Here is a 15378-nt window from a genome sequence, read left to right on the forward strand (position 1 = left end):
CCCAGAGGACAGCGCCTTGACCGCTCCTGCCAGCGTCTCATCGGTCCACGCCGCGGAAGACCGCACCGCTTTCCGGGTGCTGGCGGCGATCAGCTTCTCGCATCTGCTGAACGACCTGCTGCAATCGCTGCTGCCGGCGATCTACCCGATTCTCAAGGTGTCCTATAACCTGGACTTCGCGCAGGTCGGCCTGATCACGCTCTGCTTCTATCTCACCTCGTCGCTGTTCCAGCCACTGGTCGGATTCTACACCGACAAGCGGCCGAGCCCGTTCTCGCTCGCCATCGGCATGGGCTGCAGCCTGCTGGGCCTTCTGCTGATGGCGGTGGCCTCGAGCTTTTCCATGATCCTGATTGCCGCAATGCTGGTGGGGTCCGGCTCGGCAGTGTTCCATCCGGAAGCCTCGCGGGTGGCGCGCATGGGCTCGGGCGGGCGCCATGGCCTGGCGCAATCCTTCTTCCAGGTCGGCGGCAATGTGGGCACGGCGCTCGGCCCGCTGCTCGCCGCCTTCATCGTCGTGCCGCGGGGCCAGTCGAGCCTCGCCTATTTCTCCGTCGTGGCGTTGCTCGGCATGTTCGTGCTGTTCCACGTCGGCCGCTGGTACCGCGACCACGTCGCGCGGATGCGGGCCAAGGGGCCGGCGCCCGCCGGTTTCGGCGCGGTGGTTCCGCGCAACAAGCTGATCGCCACGCTGATCGTGCTCGGCCTGCTGATCTTCTCGAAATTCTTCTACACGGCCAGCATCAGCACCTATTACACCTTCTTCCTCATCCACAAGTTCGGCCTGTCGGTGCCGGAGGCGCAGCTCTACCTGTTCCTCTATCTGGGGGCGGTGGCCGTCGGCACCATCATCGGCGGCCCGCTGGGCGACCGCTTCGGGCGCAAGCCGGTGATCTGGTTCTCGATCCTGGGCGTGCTGCCGTTCTCCCTCGCCCTGCCTCATGCCGACCTGACGTGGACGCCGGTCCTAACCGTCATCATCGGCCTGATCCTGTCGTCGGCGTTTCCCGCCATCATCGTCTATGCCCAGGAGTTGATGCCCGGGAAGGTGGGCATGATCGCCGGCCTGTTCTTCGGCTTCGCCTTCGGCATGGGCGGCATCGGTGCCGCCGTGCTGGGCGAACTGGCGGACGCCACCAGCATCGAGTTCGTCTACAAGGTGTGCGCGTTCCTGCCGATGATCGGCCTGCTCGCCTGGTTTCTGCCGCACATCGAGCGCAACAAGCCCCGCCTCGCCGCCGCCTAGAGCATTTCCGCGTTTCTTCGAAACGCCGAAATGCTCTATCTGTTTGATTTGTCGCGTTTTCTTCACGCGAACCGGCGTCCACTTCGCTCGAAAACGCTCTTTTCGCTTGGCGGAAACACGCCGAGCGTAAAGCAACGTCCCGGATTCAAAGGATGACGAGCGTGCCTCCGTTGGATGATCCCCTCCGACGGAGGCATGCTCATGCCCAACGGCGGGGCGCTCGGCATATCCCTTCGTCATGGGCCGGGCTTGATCCGGCCGTTCATGCGGGCAGGACCATCCCTCGACGGCCAGCCACTCCGGGGTGAAGCAGAGTTGTCAACGGACGGCGGGCGTTGGAGGCTCAGAGCGCCAGGGGATTGTCGGTCAGCGCTGCGCGGTCGGGCATGTCGATGGCGGGGCGGCCGAGGAAGGCGTCCCACAGGCGGCGCAGGAAGTCCTCGTCCATGTCGCGGAGGATGAAGACGATACGGCTGCGCCGGTCCTGATCCGGCCACGCCGGCAGCGTTACGGGCGGATGGAAGACGTGCTGAACCCCGTGGACCACCACCGGGTGCTCGGGATCGTCGGCGAGCTTCACCAGCCCCTTGACGCGCAGCAGGTCGGGCCCGTGAGCCGAGCGCAGCAGGTCCGTGAAGGCCTCGAAGGCGCCGCGCCCGATCGGCTGCTCCTCGATGATCGACACCGCGCGGATGCGCGCGTCGTGCCGGTTCACGTCGTGGTGATGATCGTGGGAATGATGGTGATGACCATGTCCGTGCCGGTGCGCATGATCGTGATCGTGATCGTGGCCTGGCTCGGCGCCGACCCAGGCGCTCACGTCGGCGATCTTGCCGTCGACGCCGAACACTCCGAGGCCGGTGATCAGCGTGGCATGCGCGGCCTCTGCGGTGACCATGGGGGCGAGGGGATTGAGCTGGCGTACGCGTGCACGCAGCCTCGCCACGGTTTCCGCGTCCGCCATGTCGGCCTTGGTCAGCACCAGCCTGTCGGCCACCGCCACCTGCTTCACCGCCTCCTCGTGCGCGTCGAGCGTGCCGGTGCCGTTGACCGCGTCGATCGTGACGACGACGCCGGCCAGCGCATAGCGCTGGGCGAGGTAGGGATGGCGCAGCACCGCCTGCAGCACCGGCGCTGGGTCGGCGAGGCCGGTGGTCTCGATGATCACGCGACGGAACGGCGCGATGCGGCCGTTGTCGCGCCGGCGCAGCAGATCCTCCAGCGTGGCGACCAGGTCGCCGCGCACCGTGCAGCACAGGCAGCCGGCGGCGAGCGTGATCAGGCCCTCGTCCGCCATCTCGACGAACAGGTGGTCGAGGCCGATCTCGCCGAACTCGTTGATGATGACGACGGTCTCGGCCAGGGCCGGGTCACTCAGCCAGCGGTTGAGCAGCGTCGTCTTGCCGGAGCCGAGGAAGCCGGTCAGCACCGTGAGCGGGATCGGAGGCACCGGCCCGCGCGAGCTTCGTGGGCCGGCTCCGGGCGCATCGGACCTGGTCATCGGCTTGACTGCGCCGTCGGCCCCGTCTTGTTGGCCGCGGACTTGCCCTCTTTGCCAGCGGCCGGCTTACCGGGGGTAGGCTTGCCGGCGGCAGGTTTGGCGGCGGCAGGTTTGCCCTCCCCCTTGGCCTTGGCGTGGCCCTTGGCGGCAGCAGCGGCGGCGTCACCGGTCGCCTTGTCCTTGCCGTGCGGCTTGGTCTGGGCTTGGGCCTTGCCCTTGGCGGCAGCCTTGCCCACCGGCTTGGTCGCTGCCTTCAAGGCCCGCTGGCCTTCGGCCGTGTCGGCCTCGCCCGCCTGGTCCGGGGCGAACGCGGTCGCCGTCTTGGCGCGTCCGCGCTGCTTCGCCACCTTGGGCTCCGGCTCTGACCCGGGGGTGCGGCCGACGAAGACCGGAATCGGCGTCGACGCCGTCCTTGGCCCCAGTGGCCCGAGCGAGGAGACGTCGACGTCCCAGTCGGCCGCCTGCGGCCGGCTGAACAGCGCGAAGATCGGATTGTCGGTGGTGGTGGTCTGGCTCGCGGTCTCTGCTTCTTCCTCGCCGCGGTAGCGGCCGGGACCGCAGATCGAGTTGCGCAGGTCGGGCGGCCCGGAGGTGTAGGAGATCGGCAAGGTATCGAGCGTGCCGGGGCCGCCCCAGCCGCCGTCCGCGAAGCCGCGGTCGAACAGGGCCGCGGCCTTCAGGGTGCGCTCGGCGCCGGAGCGCGCGCCGAGCACGACGACGATCAGCCGCCGGCTGCCGCGGGTTGCCGTCGCCACCACATTGAAGCCGGATGAGCAGATGAAGCCGGTCTTCATGCCGTCGGCGCCCGGGTAGCGCCCGATTAGGCCGTTGGTGTTCCTGAGAGTTCTCTTGCCAAATTGCAGCGCGCCGATGCCGAACAGATCGGTGTTCTTGGGATATTCGAGCAGGATGGTGCGGGCGAGGACGGCGAGGTCGCGCGCCGTGGTCTGGTTGCGGTCGTCCGGCAGCCCGTTGGGATTGACGAAGTGGCTCTGCCGCATACCGATCTGCGCCGCGGTGGCGTTCATCATCTCGGAGAAGTTCTCGACCGAACCGCCGACGCCTTCGGCGAGGACGACGGCCATGTCGTTGGCCGACTTCACCAGCATCATCTTGAGCGCGTTCTCGACGGTGACCTCGGTGCCCGGCTTGAAGCCCATCTTGGAGGGCACTGCCGCGGCCGCCCGGGCGCTGACCCGGAGCGGGGTATCGGCCTGCAGCCGGCCATCGCGCAGGGCGTTCAGCGTCAGATACGCCGTCAGCAGCTTGGTGACGGAAGCCGGATACCAGGGCTCCGTCGCCTCCTTGGCATACAGCACTCGGCCGGTGCGGACGTCGGCGACGAGGATGGGAGCGGCTTCCGCCCGCTTGGGCAGTGCGGACAACGCGATCGGCAGGGCGACAGCCAGGCCGGCGGCGAAGCGGGCAAGCCTACTCAAGCTCATGCGGGTCCGATCCGGGTTCGATGTCGACATGCGGGGTGCCGACGCAGCGCGACAAACCCAAGCAAGAGGTGATTCCCCACCGCCCATCATCGTCTTCTACCCCTAAAGGCCGCCCTCTGCCTAGGCGAGGGTGCCGCCGCCGCGCGCATTCGATAGCTGGCCAATCACTTTGATAGCAGGGCCAGGTACCTCGGCCGAAGCCGAGCCGTGCAAACGAGGAGTGGAGTGGGTGGCACGCGGCGCCGGATCGTTGGATCCCGGTTGAAAGGTCGCTCTAAGAAGCGAATGAGGCGCCCCTGCGGCACCCGGCGCCGGTTTCCACAGCTTCGGCCCGGGCCGAGGCGCCCACTCCGCGAGGCCTCGGCCGCCTGTGATCAACGAAATCAACTCATTGAAATATATGAATTTAGGCGATCGATCTGCGTCGGCGGGCGGGCCGCCCGCGGCCTCATTCCATGCGGACCATGCAGGGCCGCCCGCCGGTCGCGGTCGCGATGCGCGGCTGGTGGCGATGAAGTGTCGCGACGTCAAGCGGTTGGACGCGTTGGAGTAGCGCCGGGCGGCCCGGTTTGCGCGACGTCCATGGCAAAATTGTCACATCTGCGTTTTTTCTGCATGTCAGACCGCATTGCGCTCGACAGGCGTTCGCCTGCCTCAGGCGCTACGGTCTCCGCTGCGCCGCGGTGATCACGGCGGCGAGCTCTTCCGCCGCGTCGAGCAGTGGCGCCGGATCGCGAAAGACGCGGGCATGCAGCAGGGCGCCTTCCAGGGCCGCGAGCACCAGTCCGGCGATCCGCGCGGCCCGCCGCGGCTCGATGCCGCCGCGCACGAAGGCCTCGCGCAGCACCTCGATGGCCGCGCCGTAGGCGCCGGCCCCTTCTGCGCGGATGAGCTCATGGTCGGACACCGTCTCCAGCAGGGTTGCGGCGATCGGCGAGCCGTCGCGGAAGGCGGAGGTCGCGAGCCAGCCGCTCAGCATGGCGAAGTAGCGCCGCGGGATGTCGGCTGCGTCGGCCTCGTCTGCGGCGATGGCCCGCAAGGTGCCGGCCACCTTCTCGCCGGCGAGCCGCACCGCCTCGGCGCCGATCTGCGCCTTGCCGCCCGGGAAGTAATGATAGAGCGAGCCCTTGGGCGCCCCGCTCGCCGCGAGGATATCGTTGAGCCCCGTCGAGGCGTAGCCGCGCTCGCGGAACAGCCGCACGGCGTGCTCGAGGATGGAATCGCGGTGTTTGCGCGCGGGAGCCATGTAGGCCTCTATAGCGTGACGGCGCCGCGGCTGCCGCCTTGATAGCACGCTCAAATTATGTAGACTGGTCTATATTATGAGCGAGATCGCGAACTGGACCCCGCCCGCCGGCTTCGAGCGGCACTTCCGCAGGAGCGGTCTCACCGACCCGTGGGAGCCGCTCTTTTCCCTCCGCTGTGAGGACAGCGTGCGCATCGGCCTGCTGGCCGGCGCAGCTCACGCCAACTCGCGCGGCTTCGTGCACGGTGGCCTGATCACGGCCCTCGCCGACAACGCCATGGGCCTGAGCTGCGGCGCGGCGGTGCGTGATGGCGGGTGGGGCGGCGATCCGTCTCTCGTCACCGTCAGTCTGATGGTCGACTTCATGGGCACGGGCCGGCTTGGGCAGTGGATCGAGATCCGCCCGCGGGTGCTCAAGGCCGGCAGCACGCTGTGCTTCGCCGAGGCCGAGGTGCTGGCGGACGAGGCGCTGTGCGCCCGGGCCAACGCCACGTTCCGGGTCGTGCCGCGGCCGCCGCAGAGGAGGGATGTGGAATGACGACCGAAACCAACGAGGCCACGGAGCGTCTGCGGGCGATCAACGGCTCGGCCGCCTTCAACCGCTGGGCCGCCTTCGCGGTCGCCGATGCGGGGCCCGGCCGGGCCGAACTGCATCTCGCGTGGCGCGAGGAGTTCGGCCAATACGCCGGCTTCCTGCACGCTGGCATGCTCGGCGCGCTCATCGACACGGCCTGCGGCTTTGCCGCCGCGACCCAGGTCGGGCCGGTGCTCGCCTCGCACTTCGCGGTGAACTGCCTGGCGCCCGCCGTCGGCGAGAGCTTCATCGCCACGGCAAGCGTGGTCAAGGCCGGCCGCCGCCAGGTCTTCGCCCGCGCCGAGGTGACGGCCGTCACCGGCACCGAGCGCAAGCTGGTGGCCACCGGCGAGACCATCCTGGTGCCGATCGAGGGGTGAGCGGCACGAGCCCTCGAGTCGATGGATGGCGGGGGGCCATCCATCTGGAATGATCTACGTCAAGCCGGCTGCGGGCCGGCCGGTACGGCGACGCCCTTGAGGTCGGCGAGGGTTGGGAAGCCGTTGACGGCCATCAGGAGGTCGGCCTCGGCCAGCAGCGTGCGCAACACGTGCACGATGCCGTCGACGCCGCCAAGCGCCAGGCCATAGGCATAAGGACGGCCGATGCCGACGGCGGTGGCGCCGAGCGCCAGCGCCTTGGCGATGTCGCTGCCCGAGCGCACGCCGGAATCGAACAGCACCGGTGTCGTGCCGGATGCCTTTACCACCCCCGGCAACATGTCGATGGCGGCGATGCCGCCGTTGGCCTGGCGGCCGCCGTGATTGGAGCAATAGATCGCGTCGACGCCGCCGTCGATGGCGCGCCTGGCATCGTCCGGGTGGCAGATGCCCTTGAGGATCAGCGGTAGCTTGGTGAGCGAGCGCAGCCAGGGCAGGTCCGCCCAGGTCAGCGGGTTGCCGAAGACGCGGCCGAAGGTCATCACCGCGGCGCGCGGGTCCTGCTCCGGCGGCTTGCCCACCAGTTCCTTGAAGCGCGGGTCGGAGATGTAGTTGGCGAGGCAATAGCCGCGCAGCTGCGGGAAGTTGGAGGTGGTGAGGTCGCGCGGGCGCCAGCCGGTGATCCAGGTGTCGAGCGTCACCACGATGCCCTTGAAGCCCGCCGCTTCGGCCCGGGAGACGAGGCTAGCTGCAAGCTCCCGGTCGGTCGGCGTGTAGAGCTGGAAGAAGCCGGGGGTGTCGCCGAAGTTCTTGGCCACCTCCTCCATCGGGTCCTCCATCAGCGTCGAGGCCACCATGGGCACGCCGGTCTTGGCGGCGGCCTTGGCGACGGCGATGTCGCCGTGCCCGTCCTGGGCGCAGATGCCGATGACGCCGACGGGGGACATGAACACCGGTGTGGGCAACTTCAGGCCGAACAGGTCGATGGACAGGTCGCGCTTCGCGGCGCCCACCAGCATGCGCGGCACGATGCCCCAATGGCGGAATGCAGTGGCGTTGACGTCCTGGGTGTGCTCGTCGCCGCAGCCGCCGGCGACATAGGAGAGGATGCCCGGCGGCATGGCCTGCTGCGCCCGCGCCTCGAGCTCGCGGAAGCTCATCGGCAGCTTGGGCACGGTGCCCATCAGGCCGGCGAAGTAGATCTCGTTCTGGTAGTCGCCGAAGTGCGGCATCCCTGGGCTCCCGGCTTGTTGTGTCGCCGGGAGAGTTTCAGGTCGACCAACGCCAGGCAAGCCCGGTGCCCGAGCATGGCAGGGAAGTCAGCGCCGCTCTGGCGCCATCCCAAGCCCGGACGAGGCGCGTCGCCGCGGCCGCTCCAGCCGCCCGGGAGAGACGCCGCCGCCGCCGACGACGCAGGCGATGGCGTAGAGGTGAGGGCAAACGGTGTCAAAATCGCTGCGCAACGCTGCAGGATCTTCGGATCGAGAGCGCTTCTCAGCGATTGGGTGAGCTATCCAATCGCAAGCGCTCTAGCGACCGAAGAGACGAAGCCGTTCACCTTCCCATTTCACGCCAACGTCATCGTTAAGACTGTTAACAGCATGATAAAGCGCTCCGAAGGGGTCGGATAAGCTCGGTGCGTGGAAGTAATTCATGATAGCCTCGCGTGCCAGAGCGGGAGTCCTGATCGTGAGGTGATCTGCCGCATAAGGCCAGGGCTGATGCAGCTGGCTCTCCAGCTTCCATTTGGCGATGAATGCCTGCCAGTCGGCCCGGGCCGTTGCGACGTCCTGGCGACCCACGAACTTGAGCGCATCGCGCCACCCCGGCAGCCCTGCCGCAATGGCGATGAATTCCTTGAAATTCGGCGCGACGACGCCTGCCGATCCTTCCGAGTCGATCAGAAGGATGCGACCGTCGGGCAGCACGTGATAGGTGCCGCCGCTCCCATCGAGAGCGAACGGCGCGCTGCCGGCCGGAGCCGCGATCTCGATGCCCTCCAACGCGGGATGGGAGGCAGGCGGCGCGGTCATGGTCTCGAATTCGATGACCGCGTGGATTTCCGGCTCCAGGCCCGAGCTCTCGACCTGCTCGATGATCGTTCTTGCGTTTGGATTCTGTCCCATCCCAAAACTCTGGTCCGGCGGGAAAAAGAGAAGAAGGCTCGCGAGGCAGGCCGCGGCGCGCGGATTTCGTCTGCGTGTGGACATCTGCAAACCCTTGCTCTTGGCCAGCGCGATCCTGGCGAGCCTGCCCTCGTCGATCTCCGTCTATACCAATGCGGCGGGGGGGCCGGGAAGGTGTCGGCTTCTGGCGCCCTTCGGCAGCGCAGGCACGCCGCTTGCAAGATGATGACGGATTTCGTGACGGTCCCGCCGGGTTGCGCGCCCGTCGCCGCGGCAAACAACGCGTAGGGTGAATGGCCTGACGTCCTGCTTGTCAGGATCTGCGCCGGCGGCTACCTCTGCAACCGGGGCAGTATACGGGGGCGACACATGGCGGAAATCGCGCACTCGTCGTATCTCGATTTCACCAGCTACCGCACCACCTCCGCCACCGACCCGGTCAGCGCCTATGGCATCGACCCGGCCGACATCCAGAAGACCGGCTCGAGCATCAACGTCGCTCTGGTACTCGACCGAGCCAACGACCCGTCGGCGCTGCTCGCCGGCGATTGGGCCGGCCGCCAGAAGGCGCTGGCCGAGCTGAAGGCCAAGGGGTCCCTCTGGTCCACCTACGGGGCCGACCCGGCCGAATATCAGGAGGTGGTGAAGGGGCTCGGCGCCCTCGGCATCCCGATCATCGGTGACGCTACGGGCTCCGCCGGCTACGTCACCTCTGTCGAATCGCGCACCATCTGGGTGACGCTCGACAGCCAGACCTTCGACAAGCTGTTCGGCACCGAGCTCCTGCGCGTCGGCCCCGCCGACAATCCCAGCCATCTCTTCTGGAACGGCAACCTCTCGCTGCCGGACGGTTGGGACGTCACCGGCATCTGGCCGGACGTCAACGCCGGGCATGCGGTCTCCAACCTCGCCGGCAAGGTCGCCGTCGACCTGCCGCAGGGGCCGCAGGGGATCGGCAACAGCTCGACGATAAAGCCGGCTTACTATGCGCAGGACATCGGCCAGACCTTCTACAACTTCCCCACCGCTTGGGCGGGCCAGGCCACCGGCACCATCGGGCTGATCGAGCCCGGCGTCGGCAGCGCCCTGCCGGACCGGGCGACCGACAGTTTCGGCGACCTGCTGAACGCCTTCCGCCAGGGCGCCGGGATCACCACGCCCGGCGCCTACTACACCCAGAACGCCGCCGGGCAGGCCTTCACCGCGTCCGCCGGCGAGCGCTCGCTCGACGTCGGCGTCGTCGCCTCCGGGGCGCCCGGCAGCACCATCGGCCTCTATGTCGGCTCGGGCAGCACCGATGTGGCGCAGGCGACCGAATACACCGCCTATCAGGCCGCGTTCTGGGACACGGTGCACAACCCCGCCGTCGTCTCTTCCTCCTTCCTCGCCGGGCAGCACCCGGCGCCGGGCTCGCCCTTTGCCAATGCCGCGGACGAGCTCATGGTCGATGCGGCGCTGCGCAACATCTCGGTCTATTCCGCCAACGGCGACGGCGGCTCCGGCGGCCTCGTCGGCAACGGCCTCACCAACGTCTACAGCGCCTATATCAGCCCCCACGCCATGCTGGTGGGCGGCACGGCGCTGAGCTCGCCGGCCCAGGCGGCAGCCGACCCGACGCTCTCGGATATCGTGGGCAAGGCGGCCGTGGGCGACCTCGCGACCATCTGGCAGCTCGTCGCCGGCGGCATGACTACGCTGCCGCAGGCCGGCTCGCTCACCACCACCGAGATCGAGACCGTCTGGAACTCCTACGTGCTGACCGGCACGAACCTCGATCCCGGCTACCTCAAGAACGATGCCGGCTCCGGCGGCGTCGACCCGAGCCACCCGATCCCGTCGTACCAGCTGGCTTACGGCCTCTACCCCGTCACCTCCGACCCCTCGCACGAGGCCGGCCGCGGCACGCCGGACGTCTCGGCGCTGGCCGGCGGCGGCATGTTCTACAAGGTGCCGAGCGACGACATGACCGAGGTCTGGCATGACTTCGGCACCAGCGCCGCGACCCCGTTCTGGGCCTCCATGGCCGCCCACCTCAACGTCGAGTTCGAAGCGATCGGTCTGCCGCAGCTGGGCTACGCCAACGATCTCTTCTACATCGCCTCGGTGGTGGCGCCGGCTTCGTTCAACGACATCACGGTCGGCGCCAACACCTCGAGCTATCTGGAGGGCGGCCCGCTCACGGCGCCGATTGGCAAGGAGGGCGCCACCGGCACCCTCACGCCGACCGGCTACGGCTATAGCGCTAGCCCCGGCTACGATCTCGCCACGGGCCTGGGCTCGCCCAACGCGCTGCTGCTGGCGCGCTCGCTGTCGGCCGTCGCCACCTCGCAATACTACTTTGAGACGCCCGACGTGCTGACCCAGGGCAGCGCCGGCTGGACCAGCACGGTCGACCAGAGCCTCCTGTTCCAGAGCACGCTGGGCACGGATGCGAGCCTCTTCGTCGGAATCGGCTCCGGCGGGATGGACGTCGCCGGCCAGGCGGGCGGCGACTTCGCCTGGACCAGCCAGTTCGCGCAGCAGAGCCTGCAAGCGGACTTCTCGTCTGAGCTGGTGACCATGTTTGACAAGCAGGCGCAGGGCACCATCGTCCAGGCGGACGTGAAGAGCGGCGATGCGGTGTCGGTCGCCATCGGCGGGGCCGCGGTGACGACGCCCCAGGCGACGCTCTCTACGCCCTTCGGCTTCGTCGACTTCGTGGCGGCCGGCGCCGACAGCGCGGTGCGGGCCGCGCGCGCCGTCGCCGTGGCGGAGACGGCGCAGCACGCGGACGATCAGGACGCCATCGTGCGCATGCGCCAGAACGGCGAGAACGACCAGCAGGTGATGTTCTACCAGGTCGACGACTATGCCGGCACCATCGATGGCCTCGCCCCGGGCGAGCCGGGCTACGAGATGGCGGCGCTGGCCCGCGCCTACCAGGGCCAGGAGGGCGAGATCTGGCTGCACGGCGGCGGCTACGGCGAATACACCCAAGGAGAGATCACCGGCGTCGATGCCGGGGACCTCATCGCCACGGCGCTCAAGAGCGACGGCCACACCTATTATGCCTTCGCCGAGGCCAACGAGGAGGTCGACGGGGCGCATGTGGCGCACCTGTGGAACTACGGCCTCAACACCTGGGGCTGGGAAGACCTCTTCGGCGGCGGCGACCGGGATTACAACGACCTGGTGGTCCAGCTCGACTTCACCAGCGCCGCCGGCAAGGGGCTGGCGTAGGGGATCTTGCGGATGCGCCTCGATTGGGAGGCGCGGTCGCAGCCGTCCCAGCGTCATGGTCGGGCTTGACCCGACCATCCATCCACGCGCAAACGCCCTCATCTGGCCAGCCCGGGCGGGCGGACAATATCGCGATCGATGGATGGCCGGGTCAAGCTGGCCATGACGCGGTACGAACGGGGACCCTTCTTCAATTCGCAAGCTGATATCAGCTTTCACTGCCCACCACCCAAGCATCCGCCAGTCACGCTCCTGCCGCGCTCACGCCTTGTCAGCCGCGCCGGCCGCCGCTACTCCTGATCGTGGGGAAGCAAAGGGGGTCGCCTCATGGCTGAAATCGCCAATTCGTCGTTTCTCGATTTCACCAGCTTCCGCACCACGTCGGCCACCGACCCCTACAGCGCTTACGGCATCGATCCCGCCGACGTCGTGAAGACCGGCACGACCGTCAACGTCGCTTTGGTGCTCGACCGCGCCAACGACCCCACGGCGCTGCTGGGCGGCGATTGGGCGAGCCGCCAGAAGGCGCTCATCGACCTCAAGGCCAAGGGTGCCCTCTGGTCCACCTACGGCGCCGACCCGGCCGCATACCAGGAGGTGGTGAACGGGCTCGGCGCCCTGGGCATCCCGCTCCTCGGCGACGCCACGGGCTCGGCCGGCTACGTCAGCTCCGTCGAATCCCGCACCATCTGGGTGACATTGAACAGCGAGAATTTCGAGAAGCTGTTCGGCACGCCGCTGCTGCGCGTCGCCTCCGGCGACGACGAGGGCCTGATCTTCTGGAACGGCAACCTGTCGCTGCCGAACGGCTGGGACGTCGGCGGCATCTGGCCGGACGTGGAGTCGCCGCACGCCGTCTCCAACCTGGCCGGCAACGTCTCCGCCGCCCTGCCGCAGGGGCCGCAGAGCATCGGCAACAGCTCCACGGTGAAGCCGGCGTATTTCGCCCAGGAGATCGGCCGGCAATTCTACAACTTTCCAGAGACGTGGGCGAGCCAGGCGACCGGCACCATCGGCCTCATCGAGCCCGGTGTCGGCAGCGCCCTACCGGACGACGTCATCGGGACCTTCGGCCAGCTGCTCGACGGCTTCCGTGAGAAGGCCGGCATCACCACACCGGGCAGCACCTACACGCAGAATGCCGCCGGGCAGTATTACACCGGCTCGGCTGGCGAGCGCTCGCTCGACGTCGGCGTCGTCGCCTCCGCGGCGCCCGGCAGCACCATCGGCCTCTACGTTGGCTCCGGCCTCGACAACGACGCGCACGCCACCACCTACACCGCCTACCAGGCCGCCTTCTGGGACACGGTGCACAACCCCGCCGTCGTGTCTTCCTCCTTCGGCGGCCCGCAGCGGCCGGCGCCCGGCTCCCCCTTCTCCGTCGCCGCCAACGAACTGTTCGTGGACGCGGCCCTGCGCAACATCTCGGTCTATGCCGCCAACGGCGACGGCGGCTCCGGCGGGGAGATCGGCACCGGCCTCACCAACCTCTACGGGGTCTATATGAGCCCCTACAACATGATGGTGGGCGGCACGGCCGTGAGCTCGCCGGCCCAGGCGGCGGCGGATGCGACGCTCACCCCCTTCACGGACAAGGTGGCGGCCGGCGACCTCGCCACCCTCTGGCAGCTCGTCTGCGGCGGCCTGACCGCGCTGCCCGCGGCCGGCTCGCTCACCACCCGCGAGATCGAGACCGTCTGGAACTCCTATCTCCTGAGCGGCAGCCTGCTCGATCCGGGCTACCTCAAGAACGATGCCGGCTCCGGCGGGGCCGACCCCAGCCACCCCATCCCCGGCTACCAGCTGGCCTACGGCCTCCACCCCGTCACCGCCGACCCGCTGGCCGAGCCCGGCCGTGGCACGCCCGAGGTGTCGGCGCTGGCCGGCGGCGGCATGTTCTACAAGACGCCGCATGAGGACATGACCGGCATCTCCGACGATTTCGGCACCAGCGCCGCGACCCCGTTCTGGGCCTCGATCGCCGCCCATATCAACGCCGAGTTCGCCGCCATCGGCCTGCCGCAGCTGGGCTATGCCAACGACCTCTTCTACATCGCCTCGGTGGTGGCGCCGGCTTCGTTCAACGACATCACGGTGGGCAACAACGTCTCCACCTACATCGACGGCGGCCCGCTCACCGCGCCGATCGGCAAGGACGGCGCCACCGCCACTCTCACCCCCACCGGCTACGGCAACGAGGCTGCGCCCGGCTACGACCTGGCTACGGGCCTGGGCACCCCCAACGCGGCGCTGCTGGCACGCTCGCTCTCGGCCATCGCCACCTCGCAATACTACTTCGACACGCCCGATGTGCTCGCCAAAGGCAGCGCCGGCTGGACCAGCCCGGTCGACCAGAGCCTCATCTTCCAGTCGGCGCTCGCCGCCGACACCAGCCTCTTCGTCGGCATCGGCACGGGCGGCCTCCAGGTCGCGGGCACAGCCGGCGGCGCCTTCGCCTGGACCAGCCAGTTCGCGCAACAGACGCTGCAATCGGACTTCTCGTCCGAGCTGGTGACGCTCTTCGACAAGCAGGCGCAGGGCTCGATCGTCCAGGCCGACGTGGAGAGCGGCGATGCGGTCTCCGTCGCCATCGGCGGTGCCACCGTCGCGACGCCCCAGGCGACGCTGTCGGCCCCTTACGGCTTCGTCGACTTCGTCGCCTCCGGCAGCGGCAGCACCATGCGGGCGGCGCGGGCCGTGGCCGTGGCCGAAACGGCAAAGGGCGCCGACGACGAGGACGCCATCGTGCGCCTGCGCCAGAACGGCGAAAACGACCAGCAGGTGATGTTCTACCGGGTCGACGACTATGCCGGCAAAATCGGCGACCTCTCTCCAGGCGATCCCGGCTACGACATCGCCGCGCTGGCGCGTGCCTACCAGGACGAGACCGGCGAGATCTGGCTGCAAGGCGGCGGCTACGGCGAATACACCGAGGCCGAGATCACCGGCGTCGATGCCGGCAGCCTCATCGCCATGGCGCTCAAGAGCGCCGGCCATACCTATTACGCCTTCGCCGAGGCCAACGAGGAGGTGGACGGAGCGCACGTGCCGCACCTGTGGAGCTACGGCCTCAATACCTGGGGCTGGGAAGACCTCTTCGGTGGCGGCGACCGGGATTACAACGATCTCGTCGTTCAGCTGGATTTTACCGGCGCGGCAAAGGAGGTGGGGTGAGGAGCGTCAGAAGGCGCCGAAATGTCTCGGCCGGACGCCGTCGGGCAGTCATCTTCAATTGTGGCATGGGCCTCATGACCCTAAGCGGGCTTCGGAAAGGTCCACTCGGGCTGTGCTGATGGCCCAGTGGGAGTGACGCAATGATAGCAGACCTCAGCGAACGTTCGGGCCACATAGCTGCGGTTCGAATCCCAGCCGGCGGGCGGGGTGGGATTCGAACACATACGTCGAGGTGGTCGCATCTCTCTCAGATGAACCATAGAGATGTTGGCGCTTAGAGGCTCGCCAGGGCGCTATGACACCAGAGACGTACGCGAAGCGCAGGTCTGCTCTCCGGCGTGCACCCAACGTCCACTCCTGGCGGATACCGTTGAAAAAGTCGGCATTGCTGAGTTGGTGAAGTCCTGATTCAGTCGTCTTGGCGGAGGGCGGCGCGATGATGGGCGAGCGGCAGGTGGCGCAGGAGG

At 68.3% G+C, this 15378-nt stretch carries 11 protein-coding genes; 5 read left to right on the top strand and 6 right to left on the bottom strand.

The genetic code is table 11. The features are described 5' to 3' along the window. Positions 1–16 precede the first annotated feature (16 nt). On the top strand, positions 17–1246 hold the full coding sequence (locus IEW34_RS20830) for an MFS transporter (RefSeq protein WP_188611138.1): 1230 nt from the start codon (positions 17–19) through the stop codon (positions 1244–1246). Positions 1247–1589: 343 nt separating this feature from the next. Here IEW34_RS20830 and IEW34_RS20835 read toward each other — a convergent pair whose 3' ends face one another. The 3 genes from IEW34_RS20835 to IEW34_RS20845 form a co-directional block, all read right to left on the bottom strand. Next, positions 1590–2747, bottom strand: a complete 1158-nt coding sequence (locus tag IEW34_RS20835) for a CobW family GTP-binding protein (protein ID WP_188611139.1) — start codon at positions 2745–2747, stop codon at positions 1590–1592. After that, positions 2744–4192 (bottom strand): D-alanyl-D-alanine carboxypeptidase family protein, encoded by a 1449-nt coding sequence (locus IEW34_RS20840; protein ID WP_188611140.1) that lies wholly within the window; start codon positions 4190–4192, stop codon positions 2744–2746. The genes IEW34_RS20835 and IEW34_RS20840 overlap by 4 nt, the downstream gene beginning before the upstream one ends. 661 nt (positions 4193–4853) lie before the next feature. Then, entirely contained in the window at positions 4854–5438 is a 585-nt protein-coding gene (locus tag IEW34_RS20845; protein WP_188611141.1) for a TetR/AcrR family transcriptional regulator, read from the bottom strand. Positions 5439–5514: 76 nt separating this feature from the next. On the opposite strand from IEW34_RS20845, the gene IEW34_RS20850 reads away from it, so the two are divergent. Then, entirely contained in the window at positions 5515–5976 is a 462-nt protein-coding gene (locus IEW34_RS20850) for a PaaI family thioesterase (protein ID WP_188611142.1), read from the top strand. After that, the gene (locus IEW34_RS20855) at positions 5973–6392 is read left to right on the top strand and encodes a PaaI family thioesterase (protein ID WP_188611143.1); all 420 of its coding nucleotides are present in this window, start codon (positions 5973–5975) and stop codon (positions 6390–6392) included. Before IEW34_RS20850 ends, IEW34_RS20855 begins: the two co-directional genes overlap by 4 nt. Before the next feature lie 59 nt (positions 6393–6451). On the opposite strand, the gene IEW34_RS20860 is transcribed toward IEW34_RS20855, so the two are convergent. Then, on the bottom strand, positions 6452–7624 hold the full coding sequence (locus tag IEW34_RS20860; RefSeq protein WP_188611144.1) for a lactate 2-monooxygenase: 1173 nt from the start codon (positions 7622–7624) through the stop codon (positions 6452–6454). Positions 7625–7921: 297 nt separating this feature from the next. Further along, positions 7922–8602 carry a hypothetical protein gene (locus IEW34_RS20865; RefSeq protein ID WP_210324546.1) on the bottom strand — a complete coding sequence of 227 codons (681 nt, stop codon included), beginning with the start codon at positions 8600–8602 and terminating at the stop codon, positions 7922–7924. Positions 8603–8887: 285 nt separating this feature from the next. Between IEW34_RS20865 and IEW34_RS20870 the strand changes: the two genes are divergently transcribed. Next, on the top strand, positions 8888–11737 hold the full coding sequence (locus IEW34_RS20870) for a DUF4114 domain-containing protein (protein ID WP_188611146.1): 2850 nt from the start codon (positions 8888–8890) through the stop codon (positions 11735–11737). Positions 11738–12064: 327 nt separating this feature from the next. Beyond that, complete coding sequence (locus IEW34_RS20875) at positions 12065–14911, top strand: DUF4114 domain-containing protein (protein WP_188611147.1); 2847 nt, start codon at positions 12065–12067, stop codon at positions 14909–14911. A gap of 153 nt (positions 14912–15064) precedes the next feature. Here the strand turns inward: IEW34_RS20875 and IEW34_RS30335 are convergent. After that, the coding region (locus IEW34_RS30335) for a hypothetical protein (RefSeq protein WP_210324547.1) at positions 15065–15378 on the bottom strand (314 nt) is incomplete at its 5' end.

The organism is Chelatococcus reniformis, from assembly GCF_014640075.1.
Taxonomy (GTDB): domain Bacteria; phylum Pseudomonadota; class Alphaproteobacteria; order Rhizobiales; family Beijerinckiaceae; genus Camelimonas; species Camelimonas reniformis.